Annotated in this window: 24 protein-coding genes; 10 read left to right on the top strand and 14 right to left on the bottom strand. The window is 45.7% G+C overall.

Annotated elements, in window-relative coordinates:
• Positions 1 to 49 precede the first annotated feature (49 nt).
• Entirely contained in the window at positions 50 to 709 is a 660-nt protein-coding gene (locus tag QUA77_RS25710) for a ceramidase domain-containing protein (protein WP_333453341.1), read from the bottom strand.
• Between the two features lie 152 nt (positions 710 to 861).
• Here QUA77_RS25710 and QUA77_RS25705 point away from each other — a divergent pair.
• A protein-coding gene (locus tag QUA77_RS25705; RefSeq protein WP_333453338.1) for an IS630 family transposase occupies positions 862 to 1,816 on the top strand; the annotation gives its coding sequence in 2 pieces (ribosomal slippage) (positions 862 to 1,205 and positions 1,204 to 1,816; 957 coding nt in all).
• A 122-nt stretch (positions 1,817 to 1,938) separates the two neighbouring features.
• On the top strand, positions 1,939 to 2,361 hold the full coding sequence (locus QUA77_RS25700; RefSeq protein ID WP_333453337.1) for a DUF2809 domain-containing protein: 423 nt from the start codon (positions 1,939 to 1,941) through the stop codon (positions 2,359 to 2,361).
• 170 nt (positions 2,362 to 2,531) lie between these two features.
• Here the strand turns inward: QUA77_RS25700 and QUA77_RS25695 are convergent, their stop codons facing one another.
• The 3 genes from QUA77_RS25695 to QUA77_RS25685 all read right to left on the bottom strand — a co-directional run bounded on the left by QUA77_RS25695 (position 2,532) and on the right by QUA77_RS25685 (position 5,076).
• Positions 2,532 to 2,960, bottom strand: a complete 429-nt coding sequence (locus QUA77_RS25695; protein ID WP_333034617.1) for a DUF202 domain-containing protein — start codon at positions 2,958 to 2,960, stop codon at positions 2,532 to 2,534.
• Between the two features lie 221 nt (positions 2,961 to 3,181).
• A complete protein-coding gene (locus tag QUA77_RS25690; RefSeq protein WP_333034615.1) occupies positions 3,182 to 4,597 on the bottom strand; it encodes an LCP family protein in 1,416 nt (471 codons plus the stop codon).
• Positions 4,598 to 4,701: 104 nt separating this feature from the next.
• Entirely contained in the window at positions 4,702 to 5,076 is a 375-nt protein-coding gene (locus QUA77_RS25685) for a hypothetical protein (RefSeq protein WP_333034612.1), read from the bottom strand.
• Between the two features lie 245 nt (positions 5,077 to 5,321).
• Between QUA77_RS25685 and rpe the strand changes: the two genes are divergently transcribed.
• Positions 5,322 to 6,023: a ribulose-phosphate 3-epimerase gene (rpe, locus tag QUA77_RS25680; protein WP_015179568.1), complete on the top strand. Its 702-nt coding sequence runs from the start codon at positions 5,322 to 5,324 to the stop codon at positions 6,021 to 6,023.
• 234 nt (positions 6,024 to 6,257) lie between these two features.
• On the opposite strand, the gene QUA77_RS25675 is transcribed toward rpe, so the two are convergent.
• The 8 genes from QUA77_RS25675 to QUA77_RS25640 all read right to left on the bottom strand — a co-directional run bounded on the left by QUA77_RS25675 (position 6,258) and on the right by QUA77_RS25640 (position 13,156).
• A complete protein-coding gene (locus QUA77_RS25675) occupies positions 6,258 to 8,696 on the bottom strand; it encodes a VIT domain-containing protein (RefSeq protein WP_333453334.1) in 2,439 nt (812 codons plus the stop codon).
• Between the two features lie 363 nt (positions 8,697 to 9,059).
• Positions 9,060 to 9,842, bottom strand: a complete 783-nt coding sequence (locus QUA77_RS25670; RefSeq protein ID WP_333034607.1) for a DsbA family protein — start codon at positions 9,840 to 9,842, stop codon at positions 9,060 to 9,062.
• A gap of 434 nt (positions 9,843 to 10,276) precedes the next feature.
• The gene (locus tag QUA77_RS25665; RefSeq protein ID WP_333034605.1) at positions 10,277 to 10,789 is read right to left on the bottom strand and encodes a hypothetical protein; all 513 of its coding nucleotides are present in this window, start codon (positions 10,787 to 10,789) and stop codon (positions 10,277 to 10,279) included.
• A gap of 116 nt (positions 10,790 to 10,905) precedes the next feature.
• Positions 10,906 to 11,349, bottom strand: a complete 444-nt coding sequence (locus tag QUA77_RS25660; RefSeq protein WP_333034603.1) for a hypothetical protein — start codon at positions 11,347 to 11,349, stop codon at positions 10,906 to 10,908.
• Between the two features lie 77 nt (positions 11,350 to 11,426).
• Positions 11,427 to 11,609, bottom strand: a complete 183-nt coding sequence (locus QUA77_RS25655; RefSeq protein WP_333034601.1) for a CsbD family protein — start codon at positions 11,607 to 11,609, stop codon at positions 11,427 to 11,429.
• A gap of 386 nt (positions 11,610 to 11,995) precedes the next feature.
• Positions 11,996 to 12,202 carry a hypothetical protein gene (locus tag QUA77_RS25650; protein ID WP_333034600.1) on the bottom strand — a complete coding sequence of 69 codons (207 nt, stop codon included), beginning with the start codon at positions 12,200 to 12,202 and terminating at the stop codon, positions 11,996 to 11,998.
• 415 nt (positions 12,203 to 12,617) lie between these two features.
• Positions 12,618 to 12,878: a hypothetical protein gene (locus QUA77_RS25645; RefSeq protein ID WP_333453331.1), complete on the bottom strand. Its 261-nt coding sequence runs from the start codon at positions 12,876 to 12,878 to the stop codon at positions 12,618 to 12,620.
• 116 nt (positions 12,879 to 12,994) lie between these two features.
• The gene (locus QUA77_RS25640; protein ID WP_333453329.1) at positions 12,995 to 13,156 is read right to left on the bottom strand and encodes an HNH endonuclease; all 162 of its coding nucleotides are present in this window, start codon (positions 13,154 to 13,156) and stop codon (positions 12,995 to 12,997) included.
• Positions 13,157 to 14,194: 1,038 nt separating this feature from the next.
• Between QUA77_RS25640 and QUA77_RS25635 the strand changes: the two genes are divergently transcribed.
• Positions 14,195 to 14,293: an RQC domain-containing protein gene (locus QUA77_RS25635; RefSeq protein WP_333034595.1), complete on the top strand. Its 99-nt coding sequence runs from the start codon at positions 14,195 to 14,197 to the stop codon at positions 14,291 to 14,293.
• An 80-nt stretch (positions 14,294 to 14,373) separates the two neighbouring features.
• Positions 14,374 to 15,465, top strand: coding sequence for a hypothetical protein (locus QUA77_RS25630; RefSeq protein ID WP_333453327.1), 1,092 nt, complete (start codon positions 14,374 to 14,376; stop codon positions 15,463 to 15,465).
• A gap of 312 nt (positions 15,466 to 15,777) precedes the next feature.
• Here the strand turns inward: QUA77_RS25630 and QUA77_RS25625 are convergent, their stop codons facing one another.
• A complete protein-coding gene (locus tag QUA77_RS25625; protein WP_333453325.1) occupies positions 15,778 to 16,098 on the bottom strand; it encodes a leucine-rich repeat domain-containing protein in 321 nt (106 codons plus the stop codon).
• Positions 16,099 to 16,404: 306 nt separating this feature from the next.
• Between QUA77_RS25625 and QUA77_RS25620 the strand changes: the two genes are divergently transcribed.
• The 5 genes from QUA77_RS25620 (at position 16,405) to QUA77_RS25600 (ending at position 20,885) form a co-directional block, all read left to right on the top strand.
• Positions 16,405 to 18,354, top strand: a complete 1,950-nt coding sequence (locus tag QUA77_RS25620; RefSeq protein ID WP_333453323.1) for a long-chain fatty acid--CoA ligase — start codon at positions 16,405 to 16,407, stop codon at positions 18,352 to 18,354.
• Positions 18,355 to 18,504: 150 nt separating this feature from the next.
• A complete protein-coding gene (locus tag QUA77_RS25615; protein WP_015179467.1) occupies positions 18,505 to 18,945 on the top strand; it encodes a YlqD family protein in 441 nt (146 codons plus the stop codon).
• A 173-nt stretch (positions 18,946 to 19,118) separates the two neighbouring features.
• Positions 19,119 to 20,414: a dihydrolipoamide acetyltransferase family protein gene (locus QUA77_RS25610; protein ID WP_333453321.1), complete on the top strand. Its 1,296-nt coding sequence runs from the start codon at positions 19,119 to 19,121 to the stop codon at positions 20,412 to 20,414.
• Between the two features lie 206 nt (positions 20,415 to 20,620).
• A complete protein-coding gene (locus tag QUA77_RS25605) occupies positions 20,621 to 20,677 on the top strand; it encodes a hypothetical protein (protein ID WP_333206223.1) in 57 nt (18 codons plus the stop codon).
• Between the two features lie 79 nt (positions 20,678 to 20,756).
• Positions 20,757 to 20,885: a hypothetical protein gene (locus tag QUA77_RS25600; RefSeq protein ID WP_333034579.1), complete on the top strand. Its 129-nt coding sequence runs from the start codon at positions 20,757 to 20,759 to the stop codon at positions 20,883 to 20,885.
• Positions 20,886 to 20,927: 42 nt separating this feature from the next.
• Here QUA77_RS25600 and QUA77_RS25595 read toward each other — a convergent pair.
• Positions 20,928 to 21,146, bottom strand: a 219-nt coding sequence (locus tag QUA77_RS25595; protein WP_333453319.1) for a DUF3370 family protein, incomplete at its 5' end; no start/stop codon positions are given.

Raw genomic sequence — 21,146 nt, 5'->3', positions numbered from 1 at the left:
TTCGGTTCACAGGTATAAAGTCTATTGGCGGTTTTTTGTCAAGTACAATTTATACCAAATTAGATGAGCTTACCCTGTCCATCATAGGCCTGTTGAGGATTAATGCTCTTGCTGATAAGTACAGCAAAATACCATTACAAAGATGCCAAATAAAATGGGTGCCAGTTGAAAAGTAAGGACAAATTGCCTGATCTAGAGTGCGGAATGTAAGGGCTAACAGGAATACCCCCGATGCTGCTAATAGAACAAATGGCTCACGCTTTTGCTGCTGATAGTGATATACTCCAAGCCCTAGTAACACTAAAAATGCAGGAGCATAAGAGAGAGAACCGTTGAGAACATTTGTAAACTTATTGCTGAAGTTGCTGGCAAAGAAAAATCCTACGAGCAATCCTCCTGCATATCCATATTTCATTCTAACTACTTGACGGCTATAGAGCCATAAAAACCCAAGCTGAAAGAGCATAATAGGAATCACATCTAGTAATCTTGCCCATTGTGTCGCAAATGTATGAAATAGGGCACTTCCAATACCAATACTGGTGGCTAAAGTAATCAATATCCAAACACCAGTGGGTACTTTTTGCTCTCGCCGAGCCAATTGAAAAATAGCCCAGGCTGCAATGAGGAAAGAAATATTAGATAGAGCATTTAGTGGTTCACTCCATAAACCAGGCATGGTATAGCCTTTCTCAGAAAGATGAGGTATGATGTAACTGACTTGAACGAAGTGAAAAATATAGAACCCGAAAATGTCATGCAGATATAATTAAATGAGCGCTCACAGCATTTGCTCGACCCACAGCCTTCACTCGACTGACAACTATCAATGATTGTATAAAGTATCACACATTAGTAAAAATGAAAACTTATTCGATTGATTTTAGACAAAAAATTATGGATGTATACCATAATGAACCGCTGTCACAAAGAGCAATAGCCAACCGTTTTTGTGTAGCGCTTAGTTTCGTCCAAAAACTGATCAAACAGTATCGTGAAACCCAAAATATTGCTCCTCGAACAGAGCGATGCGGAGTCAAATTAAAACTGAATGCAGAACAACTCCTGATTTTAGCCCAATTGATTGAAGAAAATAATGATGCGACTCTCGAAGAACTCCGTTATTTACTCTACCAAAAAATTGGGTTTACCATCAGCGTAGCAACGATGGGAAGAATGGCAAAACTCTTAAACATGACCTTAAAAAAAAACTCTCTTCCCGTCAGACAAAGGCACTGACCGAGTTCAGAACCTGCGATACGAGTTTTGGCAAAAAATTCGACAAATTTGTTTGAAAGACTTAATATTCATTGATGAATCTGGAGTAAACTTGGCAATGGTTAGGTTATATGCTAGGTCTCTAAAAGGTTCAAGAGCCAAGGGGCCAAAACCGAATAAACGCGGCAGAAATGTCTCAATAATTGGAGCTATATCGGTCAACGAAATCCTAACATCCGTCAATTTAACAGGTACAACTGATACAATTACATTTGAGGCTTTTATTATACGAAAGCTAGTACCAAAACTCTGGAAAGGTGCTTGTGTAGTGATGGATAATTGTACTATTCATACCGGAGAAGAAATAGAAAAAGCCATCAAAAAGAAAGGGGCAAAATTAATATACTTGTCCCCCTATTCTCCCGACTTCTCACCAATTGAACATTTATGGTCAAAACTCAAAAACATTCTCCGTTCTATCAAGACGACTAATTATCGAGAATTAGCAAAAGCGATAGAGTTTGCCTTCAATGAAGTTACATTATCCGATATGAGGAATTGGTTTACTCACTGCTGTTATTGTACCTCATCTATCTGAGAAACGCTATACGTTCGCAGTAAATATCAATGAAATCATTCATCTCATGTCACTATTGTGGGAGTAGACTCAATACTAAAGCCAAAGTGTTAAAGTGAACAAAAAAAACTGTCTCTAATTTAATGACTGCCCCAATTTCTCCCCATCGCCGTTTTTTCAAATATCGAGTTGCCCTGCTCATCAGTATAATCGTGATTATCCCTTTAGGTTACATAGTGAGATTTTCTCGCGGCCCTGCACCGGAATGGTTCAACGACTCTTTTGGGAGCATAGCTTATGAGGTATTTTGGATTTTGCTGGTTGTTCTGATATTGCCGCGATTTTCGCAAATTAGGGCGGCTGTAGCTGTGTGTCTAGCTACCTGCGGAGTAGAGTTTCTCCAACTGTGGACACCTCCGTTTTTACAAGCAATGCGAGCTACTTTACCCGGAAGGCTGATTTTGGGAAATCACTTTAGTTGGTCAGATTTTATCTCTTATTTTGTAGGGAGTTTTTTAGGTTGGTTGTGGGTGCGATGGCTTCATTTCACTTGTTTCCGCTTGTAAGTTGTACTGCATTGAAATTGTATATTTCCCTGACCAGATCCAAATTTGTCACATCCTATCCCCATCGGACTTTCTCCCCATCTCTCGAATGCCATAGACAATCTAGATGCACAAAAGCTTAATGATATGGTTGCGATTATTTTCACTCAATTCTAAGCGATCGGGTTAACTTAGAATTGAGAGTTTTTAGGAGTTGAAGTGGGAGCTATATTTCCGCGATCTCGCCATAGCAACAACGGAATGCTTAACGTTCCTAAAATCATTACAACTACAGTCAGAATCCCAACTAGCACACGATTTGGGCGATAATCACCTCGCTCAATTTGCCAGAATACTCGATTATAACGCCATGCTGCTAAGGCAATCACCGCAATCCCCAAAACTACCAGACTCAGCCCTAAAGTTTCTGAGTTGAAGAAGGGAGGGGAGGAAACTTCTTGCTGAGTCACTGTAGCTTGAAATTGGCGGAGAAATAAACTGAACCGACTGATCGCAAACCCAAAACCAATTAAAGCGAGTGAAGTTCGTAGCCATGCAAGAAACGTGCGTTCATTAGCCTGATGTTCCCGCTGTCGGTCTATTTTAGCACCCTTGTTCATCAACCCTACCTTTATAAAATATCTTAAGCTTTCCCTCGTTGATTATTGTTTTAGTTCAAATTATGGAGGGAAGTATCGGTATTGCGATCGCGATCCATCATCACCAAAAAAGATAGTATCAGTAAATCGACAAAAAAGCGATCGCCTCCATCTCATACCAACCGAAAAGAAGAGGACACAGCATTGCTGTGTCCCTACAAATGCCCCAGTTAAAATCCAGTTTAAAAAGACTTAGCCGCACCGCCGGACTGAGCCTTTTTCTCCAACCAATCCTTACCCAATCTAATTGTCACGTCGGACTGCAAAGAACCGGTACTCTCAACCAGCACATCTCCAAAACCCAAAAACTGGCGAATCGCTTGAGCACCTTTAATATCGCCCTGTTGAGCTACTAGAGTAGTTACCTCCAACGGTTCGGGCCAAGCTTTATAAACCTGAACATTCCGATAACCGGCTTGAGTCAAATTATTGACAAAAGCTTCAACAGCCGATGGATCGCCGGTACTATCTTGAATCGCCACCTTCAGAAAAGTCGAATCAGCATTCTCAATTTGCCAAGTATTTTGGCCGAAGTCAAAATGTTCTGCCACCAGAGTTTCGATGGCATATTGGTCTGGCAACCAAAAACTTGACTTGTAGTCCTTAGAATCGCTAAATTTGCCGGGAACCATCAACATCTGCACGCCAGTGCGATCGGTGTGAGTAGCAAAACCAGCTAAAGCTACCAATTCTTCTATACTCAAATTCGTGTCAAGGTGAGACTGAATCACCGATAAAATCTTCGGTAGTCGAGACAGCAAACCTACATTTACTTCCTGTTCCACAAAAGCCCGCATCAACAATTGTTGGCGCTGTACCCGCCCGATGTCGCCCAAATCGTCGTGCCGGTAAAGCAAATATTGCACGATTTGTTCGCCGTTTAGTTTCTGCTTGCCCGCCTTTAAATCTATATATAAATGCTGGCTTTCATCGGTATACTTCATGTCTTTAGGGACATTAATAGTAATGCCACCAAGTGCATCGACCAAACTTTTTATGCCTTGAATATTGACTGTGACATAGCGGTCAATTCCCACGCCGCCCAAGAGTCCGCTGACTGCCTTCGCTGACGAAGCTGGGCCCCCGTAGTAATTAGCTTCGTTTATTTTCACCTCGCCCCTGCCTTCAACATAGGTGCGGGTGTCTCGCGGAATGGAAAGCACGCTTAACTTTTTATTTTGAGGGTCAAACCTAACCAACAGCATGGTATCGGTTAAGCCCTTAAAGGAGTTTTCCCAAACTTCGTATCCGACATTTTTGTTGACACTTCCTTCGATGTCAGAGGTCAGAACTTTAAGTCCTAAAACTAAAATATTAACTGGCCGAGTCAGCTCGGGCATCTTCATGTTGAGCTTTGCCATGTCGCCTTGAGAAAATACTGCTGCTTCTTCAGGGCTCAACTTTTGTTGCTGAAGCGGCGTTGTGGAAAGGGAGACGGCTAGCAATGCTCCGGCTGTGGCTGAGAGCATGGCTACTCCAGCTAAACCAAAACCAAAACCCAGCCAGCGGCCTCGATGGGGCTGGGAAGCTTTTTTGGTGGCAGGTTGAGCAGTTGATTGTTGGATAGGGTCTTGATTAGGAATTTTTTGAGCTGGCACTGGCTTCCTCACACACAACAAAAATAAAAAAGATAATGGCAATATGTAGTATCAAGCTGAAGACGCAATCAATCAATAGGGTAGGGGCTGAAAATAACCCTAAATTATGATAAATGTTTGCCTACTACTTGCTCGGCTACGCGACTAATTCCGGGCAACCATAGCGGTTGACGCTTCCAGAGGCGAACCATGAGTCCCAGAGCAACGATGAAATAGCTGGTTGTTAGCAGGCTACTCATTAATAACATGGGAAGTGTCTGAGATTCCGCAGAAATCGCTCCAGCTTCTAAAAGAATATGTCCTAAGAGCCAACTAAAAGCAAGGGCAATTGCCAAGCGGCTGATGGCTTTGCGTTCGGGGCTGCCCTGACGGCGGTAAAGAGTCCACAGGGCGGGGAAAAAGCCGATGACTGGGATCATTAATACAAACAGACTGGCACGATCGAGTTCAGGATTTTCTAAGGGATGTGTATTTTTCATAATTCGCTACTCAAAATTTGCAGAAGGTCGGATTTTGCACAAAAGTTATTTGTTAGAGGCAAAATTTATATCCTAAACCAAAATTCGGAGATCCGGGCTGGTGCGCGATCGCCAAACTTGTCTGTCAGAGGTAAAATTTTTCTCCCCTCCCAATCTCGCGACCGATCGTTGGCAACTTTTCGACCCGGAGACCCGTATTTTGATAAACTGGATACAGCACAGCAGACAGGAGAACAGACTTAGCCATGACCCAATCCCAAAAATCAATTGTTATTGCTCCATCCATATTATCAGCCGATTTTAGCCGTCTTGGAGAAGAGATTCAGGCGGTCGATCGAGCTGGGGCTGACTGGATTCACGTAGATGTGATGGACGGTCGCTTTGTTCCTAATATTACTATCGGGCCGCTGATTGTTGAGGCAATTCGCCCGGTTACTACCAAGGTGATCGATGTCCACTTGATGATTGTGGAGCCGGAGAAGTACGTCGAGGACTTCGCTAAGGCTGGTGCTGACATTATTTCGGTTCACGCGGAACACAATGCTTCGCCTCACTTGCACCGCACCCTCGGCCAAATTCGGGAATTGGGCAAAATGGCTGGTGTGGTTCTTAATCCTTCGACGCCGCTGGAGTTGATCGAATACGTGCTGGAACTTTGCGATTTGGTGCTGATTATGAGCGTCAATCCGGGCTTTGGCGGTCAAAGTTTTATCCCGGCTGTTTTGCCGAAAATTCGCCAGTTGCGTAAAATGTGCGACGACAAGGGCCTCGATCCTTGGATTGAGGTGGATGGCGGTTTGAAGGGGAACAATACTTGGCAGGTTCTGGAAGCAGGCGCAAATGCGATCGTCGCTGGTTCTGCTGTGTTTAAGGCGAATGATTACGCAGCGGCGATCGAGGGTATCCGCCACAGCAAGCGTCCGACTCCTGAGTTGGCTGCGGTTTAATTTAAAAATTCGATCGTGTCCGTCAAGTTACCAATAGACTTCTCCTCTCAAAGCAGATTTTGAACAGGCAACGAGGGCCTGTTCCACGATAATTATGGGAGAAGTCTAATAAAAAAAGTGGTTTGCAGTCAGGACGAATAGTCATTATTAAAAAATGGAAGAGCAAATTCTTCCATTTTTTTGTGGGCGATCGAGCAAAAGTATCGCCCGGATTGTGATGCAACTCAAGCTGTTTTACGATCGCACCCGCAACGTCAGGCGCACTGGATTCTCAATCGAGTGAGGAATGCGCCAGCTAAACAGCCATTTTTTAGTAATCGATTGAGGAATGCGCCAGCTAAACAACCATTTTTTGATGATTTTCAGCAACTCCACATCCGCCAAAGTCGAAGCCTCAGCATCCACAACTATGCGGCTGGCGCGCACCTTACTGAAGACAATTTCTAACACCAATTCGCCGTTTGTACCGGGCGGGACAGTCAGAGTTGCCAAGTGTTGGTTTAAACTATCGATCGCCACTTCATCCAACCCCGCAGCGCTAACGACTTCTACAGGTGATGTGCGGCGCCGGCGGGCTTTTGAGGGTGCGCTCTGGGCGCTGCAGGGGGCTGGTGCGGACACTTTCGGTTTCTCCATGCGGTTAAATTGGATACCGCGCGCTCGTTCTGCATATCCTCCAGGTGGGGGAGCTTGCATAAACATTGCAACAGGTTGGGAAGCTGGACTTTCCTGCACCATAAAAGCCGTGTTGCCAAATACGCCCTCATATTCCACAGTTTCCGGCATTTCTACCGGCACGTTCATCGAGATGGATTCCGTACCCGATTCGACGCGCACATCATCGCTGACAGCCACAAAAGCCGTGTACTGCGACAGAAGCTGATAGGTTAGCGCCGTTTCTGTCACTGTTTCCACCCCCACCTTGGTTTCGTACTGCACCATCTGATTCATCAAATCTTTAATGCGGTGCCGCCCCCAAAGCTGGGCAACTGCCGGATTTCCAGGATCGCTAAAGTCGATTTGGTAGGTTTGGACGTACTGGTGTCCGCCTGCACTAACCCCTTTTATCTGAAGTGTTCCAGCTTGGCGATCGCCCTTTTTTCCAAAGAGAACCAGCGGTTGTTCGGCAAATAAATCCGGCGCAACTGACGGATAAATTACCGGATTTTCGCCCTCTCCCTGCCAAGTAATTTCCAGATTTACCAACACCGGATTGTTGATTTGCCGGAAAAACTTTTCGACAAATTCGTTAACTGGTTCGTCATGCCGGATGATCCGCGAGATTCCCCGCCCGATTTCCGCAATGCGATCGAGTAAAAAGCGATTGACGGAACTCCCCGCACCGAAACTGTACAGGCGATTCCCCGATTTGAGATGTTGCTGCACTTCGGCGAGAACTTCGTTTTCGTTGCCGATGTAACCGTCGCTGAGGAATACCACGGTTCGCAAGCGCCCGGATGGTGCGGGAAAATCGATCGCCGCCCGAATCCCGCCCAACATTTCCGTACTATTGTCAGCGCGGAGTTTGTTGATATATTCGATCGCCTGTTGTCGATTTTCTGCTGTATTCGGTAGCGGTTGTTGGGAAAGTTGGCGCACGGAGTCGGAAAAATCCAGAATCGAGAAAGTATCCCCTGGATTCAATCCGTTAATAAATTGCCGCAACAATGCCTGACATTGCTGCAAAGGCGCACCGGATTGCGAACCGGAAGTATCGACTAAAAATACGACATCTTTCGGAACAATTTCATCAGTTTTGTACTCGATCGCCGGAATCAAGTAAACTGCAAAATGCCCGCCGCGAGCGTCCGCTTGAGTTAATACCGTAGATTGAGTTTTTCCACCCGCTATTTGATAGCGAACAATCAAATCTTTGTTGGGAATTGTATCTTGATTTGCCAACTGAATACGCACCCTCTGCCCATTTGTCTGCTCGCTTGCTAAGGAAGTTTGGGGAGAGTCGAAATATTCAATTTGCAGTTGGTGGGATGGGGAATTGACATTACGAATCGGTATGCCCGCCTCAATTTCCAGCGTCACGCCGATATCGTGTCCCGATCGCCTTCCCGGTGGCAAAATCGGGGCATTCAGCCGCGACGCATCGGGAACAATATCGGTATCGGAATTAACTGTCATTGGGGCTGGGACACTACCGCTGGCTGCCGTTTCATCCATCGGCGTACCGGGAATATATCGCGGCCCGACAACCATCGGAAAGACGAATTCATAATCGCCAGCTAGAAATTTCAAGCTGTCGGTATAGCGAATCGTGACATCGATTTCTTCACCGGGTTTGATGTTGGCAAGGGACTGGGTGAAAATATTATCTCGCTCTTGTTCCAGCAAACCCGCAGTCCGCCCTTCTTGTTTGGCTTTTTCGTAAATGCGCTGTGCTTCTTCGCGTTTTTTGATGCTGCCTTTAATGGTCTTATCGCCGATTTTTATTTCCATTTCATCTACCGCTGCTTCTGCCGGTAGCGGAAAAATATAGACGGCTTCCAGCGGCTTGGTGAAAGGATTTTCAAATTTTTGCGAGACTTCAACTCGCGATAAATTTCCCGCTATTTTGGCTCGGACTTCTGTATGTTTCAGGGGAAAAGCGAGTTTTTCTCCATCGGGGGAACGCACGTATAATCCACTGGTTCGATCGGTTGGAGATGTCACGGGTGTCATGAGCTTATTCCTCCATCAGTGATATATGAGTTGATCGATCGCAACACCATTATCGTCTCAGATCGATTTTTTGTATGCGATCAAGCAAAAGGACACGGTAATTCCCATTTGTGTCAACAATCGCCTGAAAACCTTTTTATCTCTGGTTCACAGCGAAGTCTAGATCCCCTGGCATCCCCCTGATACTCGCAAAACTTTGAGAAGATTCTTGTCCCCTCCGACGATCGGGGCGAACCTGGCCTTAAACGTCAAACACGATTCTGTGACTGGGTTTGACCTGTTGGGTGACACCCCGCTGGGCAGTGCCGTCTCCCTATCCCAAAATAATATTGTAGGAACACCGCACTGCCCTCTCCTAATTTCTTATTTCGAGACAGAGGCGAGAATGCTTTCCATCTCAGAAAGCTCGACCGCCCCGGAGAAAGTTTGGCCGTTCATAATAAAGAAGGGAGTCCCTTCAATGCCCAGTTGTTGAGCCAGTTGCACGTCTTTGGCAATGGCGGCTTCGGCGGCGGGGCTGTTGCGATCGGTGTTGAATTTATCTAATTTTAGATTGAGCTTTTGGGCGATCGATGTGTATAATGCCTCGCCTAACTCTTTCTGTCCTTCAAACAAAGCGCTGTAATATTCCCAGAATTTTCCCTGCTGTTGAGCAGCCCAAGCTGCTTTAGCTGCTGGCAGCGCTTGAGGGTGAATTGAAGTCAAGGGTAAATGCTTGTAAGCTAAAGTAACTTTGTCCTGGTGTTTTGCCATAAACTGCTTGACAGTATCGTGAGCGCGCGCGCAAAACGGACATTGAAAGTCAGAGAATTCTAAAAGTACAATTTGCTGCGAAGCTGAACCCGTGCTGGGAGAATCCCCGATCGAAGATTTGGGATTAGTTTTCATCTCCTGCAAAAATGACTGCTGCGCTGCTTTGAGAGACTGCTGCTGCTGTTGCTGGTACCCTTGTACCGACTCTAAAATTACTTGCGGGTTTTCGCGGATAACCTGCAAGACTTGCTCTTTCAACTTGGGATCGACTGAATTGCCAGCCGCTGACTGCGCGGGGGAACAACCGATAAATACAAGGCAACCTGCCAGGAGTACAGCCAAGCAGAAGGCTTGCTGGCTACGGAGTTTTCGCCAAATAGTGGATACGTTCATCTTTTTTTCTGATTCACGGCAACACTTAATCCTACATTTAATTTTGCGGAGTGTCAGGTATACCGCTGTTGACTGCTGTCGAGCTATTTTTAGCTTTGACCAATAATTAGTCATTGGCAATCGGTAATTCGTAGTCGGTAATTGGCAAGGGTTGTTAATCACCCGGACACAGACTAACCTAATAATAAAGATTTAAATCACGGGAGTTTATTATAATATTATAATTTCGCCTCAAACGACCCAATAAAAAAGGTTTGTAGTGATAACTTTAGTCCTGATCAGCTTCTGAGGACTCAAGTCTTAACGACAAACGCGCTCACGGTTATTTTACAGGACTAGATATAAAATATAAAAATAAAAGGGCGATCGCTCCAGCGATCGTCCTTTTATTTGCTGCACGTATTATCCGCTTTTAGACTTGTCTGAATCGAAGATTATTTGCGGTTGTTGAGCCATTTAGCAGCAACTATTCCCAAAATACCAGCAACAACTGGATTTCCCAAAAACTTCATCAAACTCGGCTGTTCGGCCAGCACTTCTCGGAAAATATCCGGATGATTGTGATAGGTAAACGAGGCCAGCTTGGTAACATCGTCAGCATTCATGCGGCTGGCGTGGTGGGTAGAAAGTCCTAGCTGCTTTTCCAATTGCCGATCGTCCAATCCTCTCTTGCCCAAATGCTTGAAGAATTCGCGGGCTACATCGTCGCGTTCATTTGGCTTAATTTGGGCGATCGCCTTTTGCAATTCCGGTTCCAACTGAGCCGGCGGGAGGGAGTCGTGATTCAGGGAACGCCCGAATAATTGTTTGCGCTGAGCAGGCGAAGTTCTCTGAGCAAAATCGTCAAAGTTTTCGTAATCTTCACCAGTTGTCTCCGGCATCATTTCTCGATCGCCCTGGGCTAAATCGTTCATGATTTGACGCTTGTAATTATCGCTGCTACTCATGGTAACTCTCTTCCAATCTACACAACATTTCAGTCTTAAATTGAGATGCTTTCGCCTTCAAAAAACTGCGGAATATTAAACCGCCACGCGGCTATCATTTAAGCTGGCTCACCAGGTCAAGACTTGTATTCAATCTGATTTGATTGCTGGTCGTACTTAGCAGTCAAAATCAGTTTTTTGTCAGGAGCGTAAACCAAAACACTTACATCCTGATTTGGGAAATTGCGGTGAAAACCTTGTGCTAAAGATTTGGCCAAATCTTTCACTTCAGTCGGGCGGACTTGCGGGGTAATAACAACTCCCAATTTGTTATTGTCGCGAACGTAAGCATCCTGAACCAGCCCCTTAGCCGTTTTTGTTACCCATTGACCAAAATCTTGACCTGCGGCGGTATTGCCACGTTCTAGCTGCGCGTAATAACCCTGACTGCCGCCAATTGCTACAGGTACATCAGTCGGTTTTTGGGTTGAAACGCTGGGCGCGCAGGCAGTCGTAATAGCCAGCATTAAAACCAAGAGTAAGCCCGCAATTATTTTGCGACTCTGCTGCAATAAACTCACCTTTTTTCCTCCCTTCTGAAAACAACTTGAATACTTGAAAGGGTCAGGTTGCTCGACCCTCTCAATTACTATTAGGCTTAGTCTAGTTTCTTTTTGAGCTCATCTTTTACATCTTCAATCGCGTGACCAGCTTCAGCTTTTGCCTGCTTGGCTTTGCCTTCTGCTTTATCCTTCGGGTCGCCAGTAACATTGCCTAGGGCTTCTTGAGCTTTGCCTGCGATGTTGTTGCCAGTTGCCTTTGCTCTATCTTCAGTGCTCATTGGTTTCTCCCTATCTGTATCTAATTTGACGTTTTTTACTTAATGAACTCATCATAGGTAACTAGGAGCTGCGTTGCACTCTACCTCTAGGAAGAAAGAATAAATAACAAATGGAATAGAAAATATGGAATATGGCATAGGGAACAGTTATTTGCAGTCTTGAACTAACTGCGACTTTCATACTTAATTATTGTTGTTTTTACCGTTTGTGCTGGCTGCAATCAAGTATTTTTGTAAAAAACTGTTGGAGGGTCGCGCGTGCGTGCAAGACTATTTTTTTCAACCCTAAAGAATTTATAATTTTAAAATTTTATTTAACTTTGCCTTAAAAAGACGGGTGTAGGCAAGACCCGATCTTACCCCCACCCGAAAAAAAACTATTAGTTTTAATCTACCTTGTGATGACACTCTTTATCTATTTTTTGCTGAAGTTCTTCTTTCAACTGTTCGACAGCGCGCCTAGTTTGAGCATCTTCTTGTTTTTGCTGACCGAGGGCTTTTTCTGTTTCCTCACCGAGCAATATTTCCCGCGATTTTGGTAGGGTGACTTGATTTTCGCTACCAATGTGGGTCGCGTTTTCTTCAGTATTCATTAGTTTTTCCCCTATTGTTTGCAAAAATTATTTTTAACAAGGGTACTTAGAAGTTAACCTTATATCTATGATAAGGGAAATCACGAAGACTTCCCTCTGTCTGAAGGGAGATAGGGGCTGGTGAATAGTTTTGAGTTTTGAGTTTTATAGTTAAGATAAATTACGGAAACTTCCATGAGCCCGAAAGGAGATAGGGGAAGGAGAATAGTGCGTGAGATAGCTTAGTGAGTCGCAAGGCGCGGGCAGTGAATGAGTTGGGGAAAGGGGAGGAAGGGGGAGAATTTTTTTGGGGCGCGATCGCCATAAGTACCTTTTGTCGTTTGTTTGATGAGGCTGTTTCGACATTTTTGATAGACTCCCCGACCGTCGCGGACGGAGATTCTAATTTATGGTTCATCGAAGTCCACTTGCTATCTCAGGGTGCATCGTCAATAGTAGAGGGGGTCTTCTCCCCACACTTTCCCTCTTTCGAGGCAGATTCCTCTTGCCCAGAGGTACCGTTGTGCCGCTCCATCCCTAGCATATTCATTCCCTTTTTCTGGATAATTAAAGTCAGTGAAGGAGTCGCCTCCTCCACGGCTCTCCAAAACGGAACGTGATAGTTTCCCATCATTCCGCTCCTCAATAAAATGGCTGTTGTCATCAGTACGTCGTTACCAACATATCGTTTTCCCACGCCCAAAGCCTTGGTTCCACTGGTGGCTTAGGTTTAGCACTTTTGCAGCTAGATTTGTTAGCGAGACTGCCATCCTTGGCAGTTTTTGGATCGTGGCAATGTCGATGGAGTAATTGTCAATTATCATACGATTCCCTTCCACCTTTCGATTTGGGGATTATGTGGTCAACCTCTATCGAATCTCCATCTTTGAAGTAGTTATCGCAGTGAGAAAATTTCCCTTTTTGTCGCTTGAGTAGTTTAGCCAGTTTTATGGGTATTTCGGGGTGTACTCCCATTCTTGAACTGGGAGCATCTCACTTTTGCAGCCAAGCTAGAAATTGGAATTTGGAGTCAGAATCCAGGAGGAAAGAGGAAGAAGGCAGGAGCCAGAAAAAGTTTTTTTACAAATATGAGATGCTCCCAACTCACGCGACTTATTTATTACTTGTGCAACTTTTATGGAGTGTCTTTTGTGAGTTTCCTTCCTGGGTCAATAATAGTTGGAAATCAGAAGATATTGCCATTAAGTTTGCTTGAGTTGTTTTGCTCAACAGGGAATTGTCTGATGTTGAATCTTAAGAAATAGAATCCGGGTTCTTCATTCAGGCTAAACGCATTCTAACTGGCACTCAATGTATGCTACAGTTAACATAGTTCGGCATTTTGGAGCAATGCTTGTAACTGTTCATACGCCCGACCAATTAATCGCTGTGTTTTTTTAGGATTTTCTTCAATATGATTCAGGATGTCGCTCAGGTTTATGTGTAAAAAAATGTCTTTTATGTTTTTTTACTACCTAATGTTACTATTTGGGAAATATCTAAAGAAGAGGGTAGTGCCCTAAAGGTAAGGATGGTTGAAATTCCTTGGCAGTCTGGAGTTCATTGATTTACTACCGTGTACAAAGATCCAAGTATCTGCTCAGGACAGGGTTCAAAGTGCTGATTATTTCGTTAATGTCTTGGCTTTGTAGCTGCAAAAGCATTAAAAAAGCCTAGATACTTCAGGTCTGTAAGGTTGGCTCCAAGCTCTGAAAGCCTTACATGAAAAGAGCTATGTCCACCCTTACCTAAATAGGACTACCAAGAAGAGTACCTAAAAATAATTGAAACCGAAATGCCTAATTTTCATGGATAATTTTTCCCCGAATACAGCCCGACTATAACTTAATTGAATTAGTAAAGCATTAGACAAAATAATATATGACCACTCGATTTTTTATATCAATTGAAGACCTAGACTATTTATGGCAGCTCCTTTTAAATGAAGGACAATTAATAATTAAATGGGATGGCCCAATCAAAAACAAGGGTAATCCTTGTATCACAGTTTAAATGTGCAACAGCTTAGAGGTGCTGCGCGCTTCTAAAAATCAAAAATTTTTGCAATGCCAGCACCACCAACTTTCTACTTATGGAATTGGTCAAGACTGAAGTATAGACGATTTATTGGAGGAAGGCTACTTTTCGGGACATCTTAGCCGTATCATCTGTTATTTAGTTCACCCTACTTCATGCCGTTTCACCTGAGTTCGGCTCAGTCAAGGCAACTGCTAGTCATTGAGCAGCCTGCACGTTACTCATTGCGACTTCCCCAATGCCTTTTGCACAATAGCTGTAAAAGTTACGAACAGGCAGAAACAATGAAAGCTACTGGTAAGGTATATACAATTGATTTGGCTGGAAATCAGTATCAAAGCCCTCGCTACTTGCAAAGTCGGGCGAGGATTAACTCCCTCATCGACCATTATATGTCATTGGAAATTTTGAGCGATCGACTTTCCGATCTACCCCAGCAATTTTCCGCCCCGCATCCCCGCCCTTGGGAACCCATAGATTGGCAAGGAATCAATCGCGACCAAATTATTGGTGTCAAGCCAGAAATATTTTTACAAATTTTGGCAAGTGCGGCAGAAATTGAAGCTCCCATCCGCAGCTACGGTAGAGAAAGTTGGTGCTACTTACAGCATATTTATCCGCAAATGGCGCGGTTTATGGGAGGAATTTTTGATGCCAATGGCAACATTTTAGAGATAGGTGTTTGGGAAAAAGAAGAACGCCAACATTGCCCGACATTTAGGAAAATTTACCAGCAACTTACAGGGGAAAAACTGCAAGTTAAACCGAACTCTGTGAATGGCTGTCAATCCACAGGTGACGCTTGGCAAGATACCTACAAACACGTGATTAGTCGCCTGAGTACCGAGTGGGGAGCTACTTCTGTTTATTTATGGTTGATGGTACACTCAACTGGGGCGTTGCAACAGGCAATTTCGCAGCCTTTACAGGATGAAATCAATCATTTGGCTAAGTTTTGGGGTTTCAGCCGCTGGGCATTCTCCCAGAGTTACTTCAATCAACTAAAAGGCTCTACCAAAAACCTGATTGCTTTGCTGAAGCATCATCAGATTGAACGCACGCACGGCAATGATGTGTTTAATACTTCACTCAGTCTCAAACAGATTTCTTTGGTGTTGGAATTAACTTTTACATTCACGCGAGTGATGGTGCGTCTGCGGCGCTGGAACCGCGAGCTCAGTCGCAGTTATCTCAGACATTTGTTTGGTACTGCACCGATGGTTGATGCACCGCGCAAGGTTGCTTAAATAGGACTTATGCAAGGGAGCAATTTTTACACAATTTGTGGGGATAAGGTGCGGTGTGCTTCGCCCTACAGATACTATCTGTGGGTAAGTCCTGTTAACAAAATTAAACCCGAATTGCAAAATTAAACGATCGCACTTAAAAGCCAATAAAAACCTAAAACTACCATAAATCATGCAAAGTACGATCGCCCTTGCCGACAATCTCCCCCTGACTGAAGCCGATGTGCGGATAGAATTGGCGATCGTACTTTATCAGCAGCACGCCCTCGGCGACTGAAACATTTAAGTGCGATCGGGCATCATTTTCAAGTTTTATGGTTCGGCTGGGGGTTCCCACTTACAGATAGACTCTGGCGAAAGAGGGCAAGTTTTGGGAGCGAGCGGATTTCCGCTGAGGGAGAGCCGAGTCAGGTTAGTCAAGGATGCTAGCGGTTTGATGTCGCCGATCTGATTGTCGTTGAGGCCGAGCTCAGTCAGGTTAGTCAAGGATGCTAGCGGTTTGATGTCGCTGATTTGCTTGTCGTTGAGGCCGAGCTCCGTGAGACTAGAAAGTTTCCGATCGGCCACATCGCAATCATTAGTCCCTGCTTCCTTCAACAACACGTCAACAGTATGTTTGGTTTCTGGACTCAAATCAGCTTTTTGGCGGCACTAATCCGCAAATGTTCGCCTATTGTTTCCCGGTTGCGCCCTCGCAACTTCGAGGTAAAGCGCATTTTCAGATAATGCTACGATAGCACTCAAAGCAACTACTATCTACCTTGGTAAATTCATCTGTTTCTGTGCAACTATAATTTTCATCATTTTGTATCCCTAATTTTCTAAATAGACAATGGCAGGTTGGCAAACTGTCACGATACTGCCATAAAGTTGTAAAATAACTGCGATCTTAAACTTATAGCCAATAATTTTATCTCCATAAACTCAGGAAAATACCCTATGAACGACCCAGCATCTTACACATTGTCTCAACTGACCGATCGCGATCGCGCTAACCTCAGTCGCCTGATCGATTACAGTTCCATCCAATCAGTACCCGAAATTTGGGCGATCGTCAAACAAAAATTCGGTCAAACCGTCGCCCTCCACGACCCCCACAGCCAGCCAGAAATCAAACTCACCTATACCGACCTCTACCAGCAAATCCAGCTATTCGCCGCCGGCCTCCAAGCCCTCGGCATCGAACCAAATCCCGAAGAAGCAGTCCCTCCCCGCGTCGCCCTCTTCGCAGATAACAGCCCCCGCTGGCTGATAGCCGACCAAGGTATCATGATGGCCGGGGCCGCCAACGTTGTTCGAGGCGCCACCGCCGACCCTCAAGAACTCCTATACATCATCCAAGACAGTGGCAGCACCGCCTTGGTAGTCGAAAACCTGGCATTACTGACAAAACTGCAACACCGCCTCCCTGATTTGCCCATTCAACTCATCGTCCTCCTTTCCGACGAAGAACCGGAAACCAGCCAAACCCTAAGCACAGTCAAATTTTCCCAAGTGATGACCACAGGGGCCAACCGTCCCCTCAAACCCACCAACCACAAGCCTCAAACCCTCGCCACCCTCCTCTACACCAGCGGCACCACCGGCAAACCCAAAGGCGTCATGCTGACTCACGGCAACCTGCTGCACCAACTCAACACCTTGGGCACAATTCTCCAGCCCGAAGGCGGCGACGGCGTCCTCAGCATTCTGCCCAGTTGGCACGCCTACGAACGCAGCGTCGAATACTTCCTGCTGTCCCAAGGATGCACGCAAATTTACACCAATATTCGCTATTTCAAACAAGACTTTAAAACTTACAAACCCCAGTACATGGTCAGTGTTCCGCGCATCTGGGAATCGATTTATGAGGCCGTACAAAAGCAATTTCGGGAACAGCCACCTAACAAACAAAAATTGGTGAATTTCCTGTTATCTTCTAGCCAGCAATACATAGAAGCCCGCCGCATTTTCCAAGGATTAACTCTCAGTTTGAAACCGGCTTCTGCTTCCGAAAAACTAATCGCCCGCACCAAAAGCATTCTGTTGTCGCCCGTGCACGCCCTCGCCGAAAAACTGGTTTACCAAAAAGTCAGGGAAGCTACAGGGGGACGCTTAAAATGGGCGATTAGCGGTGGCGGTTCTTTGGCCGCGCATATAGACAATTTCTTTGAAATAGCGAATATCGGCTTGTTGGTGGGATATGGTTTAACCGAAACTTCGCCGGTTTTAACTGTGCGCCGCCCTTGGCACAATCTTAAAGGTTCCGCAGGACAGCCGATCGCCCATACGGAAATTAAAATAGTAGACCCAGAAACCAGACAGCAACTGCCCACAGGCCAGCGCGGCTTGGTATTGGCGCGGGGGCCGCAAATCATGGCAGGTTATTATCTTAATCCCCAAGCGACTGCCAAGGCGCTCGACCCCGAAGGCTGGTTCGACACTGGCGATTTGGGCTGGCTGACACCGGGAAACGACTTAATCTTGACGGGGCGCGCTAAAGATACGATCGTCCTCAGCAACGGCGAAAACATCGAGCCCCAACCCATAGAAGATGCCTGCCTCCGCAGCCCCTACATCGACCAAATTATGCTAGTAGGTCAAGACCAGAGATCCGTCGGCGCCTTAATTGTCCCCAATGCAGAAGCTGTGCAGAAATGGGCAGAAACTCAGAATCCCCCTTTACACGAAACTGACTGGAATAGCAAGACAATCCAAGACTTATTCCGCAAAGAATTGAACCGAGAGGTGCAAAATCGCCCCGGATACCGCGCGGACGATCGCATCGGCCCGTTCCGGTTGATTCAGGAGCCATTTTCGATCGAAAATGGAATGTTGACCCAGACCCTAAAAATTAAGCGCCCGGTTGTGACGCAACACTACCGCGATATGATTGACGGGATGTTTTGAAATATTCGCAGGACTTGGGGAATGGAAAAGAAAAAATTATCCCAACACCCGAGTCCGAGTCCGAGTCCTCAGTCCTGGGCCATTAGTTCATGTTTACCAACTAATGACTAATGACTAATGCCTAATTCCTAATTGACAAGCAACAACTTTATGGAACCACAATTACTCTTGAAACGATCGATTAACGTTAAAGTCGTCGTTACTCCCCGCTGGAAAGAAGAAGCTCAACAGCAACTCCAAGCCCAAATCAACCAAATAGACTCTCAGCTACAACAGTTAGAAATGCAAGGGCAGCGGATGATTTCAGAAATCCAAAAGCAAAATCTGCAGCCCCCAGGCCCGCAAGTAATGCAGCAAATAGAAAACATTCAAGTGCAGGTGAATCAAAGAAAAAGCGAACTGCTAGAACAGAAAAACCAAAACCTGCAACAGCTTCAGCAAGTGCAGGTGCTAGACCTGGAACAAGAAGTGAGTCAAGGTCAAATTGACGGCACGTTCACTGTCGGGCTCGGAGAAAACTTGATTCAAAAAATGCAAGTAGAAATTCTCCTCCGCGACGGCATAGTCGAAGAAATTCGAGGTGATATTTAGAAATTGGTAAGTGGTAATTGGCGATCGGTAATTGGCAATTGATTTTGAGTCAACAGTCACACATCAAGAATGCGAGAGACTGGCATAATAATAAGTATTGCCGGTGGCCGGTCGCCAATGATCAATTGCCAAATACCGATTACCTATTACCAACACAAAAGGACTTTTTACAGATGATTCGCGAAGTTTTCATGCCAGCCCTGAGTTCGACAATGACAGAGGGCAAAATTGTTTCCTGGGTCAAATCCGCCGGAGACAAAGTAGAAAAAGGCGAAACGGTGGTGGTGGTTGAATCCGACAAAGCCGACATGGACGTGGAGTCTTTCTACGAAGGCTATTTAGCAATAATTATTGTACCTGCGGGCGAAGTTGCTCCGGTGGGGGCGGCAATCGCCCTAGTAGCAGAAACAGAAGCCGAAATCGCCGTCGCTCAGCAGCAAGGAGCCGCCGCTCCAACCGCAGCCGCCGCCGCTGCTCCCAGCCCCGCTCCTGTGAGCGCAGCTACATCGTCAGCAGGTTTGCAGCAAAATGTCAGCCGCCAAAACGGCCGCAGCGTCGTTTCTCCCCGCGCTCGCAAGTTAGCCAAAGAGTTTAAAGTAGATTTGAATTCTATCAAAGGCAGCGGGCCCAACGGTCGCATTGTCGCAGAGGATGTGGAAGCAGCAGCCGGCAAAGCCCAACCCGCTCCGGTTCAGCAACCGGTAACAGTCCCCGCAGCACCCGCACCGGCACCCGCAGCGCCCGCACCCGCAGCAGCCAAACCCGCCCCCGCAGCAGTCCCGGCGATCGCACTTTCGGGCCAAAAAGTAACGATGAATGCGCTGCAAAATGCGGTGGTGCGGAATATGGAAGCAAGTTTGAGCGTGCCGTCTTTCCGCGTCGGTTACACAATTACTACTGATAATCTGGACAAACTCTACAAACAAATTAAGTCCAAGGGCGTCACGATGACGGCTATGCTGGCGAAGGCTGTAGCAGTAACTTTACAAAAACATCCTCTGCTGAATGCTTGTTATGTGGAATCGGGAATTCAACACCGCGCTGATATTAATGTGGCGGTAGCGGTGGCGATGGATGGCGGCGGTTTGATTACGCCGGTGTTGCAAAATGCCGATCGCCTCGATATTTATTCGCTTTCGCGCACTTGGAAGGATTTAGTCGATCGCGCCCGCACCAAGCAGTTGAAGCCTGATGAATACAGCACGGGAACTTTTACTCTTTCCAATTTGGGAATGTTTGGAGTAGACAAGTTTGACGCTATTTTGCCGCCGAATCAAGGCTCGATTTTGGCGATCGGCTCTTCGCGGCCGCAAGTAGTAGCTAATGAAGATGGTTTGATGGGAGTGAAGCGGCAAATGCAGGTGAATATTACTTGCGATCACCGGATTATTTACGGGGCTGACGCTGCATCTTTCTTGCAAGATTTAGCTAAATTGATTGAGACAAATCCTCAATCTTTGACGCTTTAATTCGTTGACTGTTGACTGTTGACTGTTGACTGTTCGCAGTTGACAGTTGACTGTTGACTGTTGACTGTCAATGGTTTGCCATCAACTATGTTAAAGGAGCTAATATAGAAAGCTTCCAACAGCTAATAGTTTATCAATTAGCTGAAAAAATATCAAACGAAATATAGTTTATTGTTAAAAAGTGGGACGACTTTGCGAAGGATACGATGGGCAAACAAATAGTGCGATCGGCTGATAGTGTTGGTGCTAATCTTGCAGAATGACATGGATGCTATACCTATCAAGATAATCCGCATTTTGTGAAAATTGCTCTTGGGTTCATTAAACGAAACAAGACATTGGGTGAGACTTGCCTACACTCGCAATCTTTTGACTCAAGAACAGAGCGATCGACTGCATCCATTATTAAATGAACTTTCACCAAAACTTAATGCCTATCTTAACTCATTAATACAAAAACCCAAAGGTTAACAGTCAACAGCCAACAGTCAACACTCAACACTCAACCACCAACTAATTACTCGATCGCACAGTCAAAACTTGCGGCGGCGTCGCATCCGGCGGATACAAGAAATCCACCTGCACCAAACGGCGTTCCCCCGGCTTCATATTCACACTCACCAAAGGTTCCCCCTGCTGTCCCCGCCGCTGCACGATGTGAATGTAGCGCGTCAAAGTCTTGCCCGTATCATCCTTAAACATCACCCGCACCGTACCTCGGAAAAATATCCG

Origin of the sequence: Microcoleus sp. K5-D4 (assembly GCF_036704575.1) — a bacterium.
Lineage (GTDB): Bacteria > Cyanobacteriota > Cyanobacteriia > Cyanobacteriales > Microcoleaceae > Microcoleus.
Note: the sequence above shows the minus strand (reverse complement) of the source record. Positions and strands in the feature narration are given on the sequence as shown.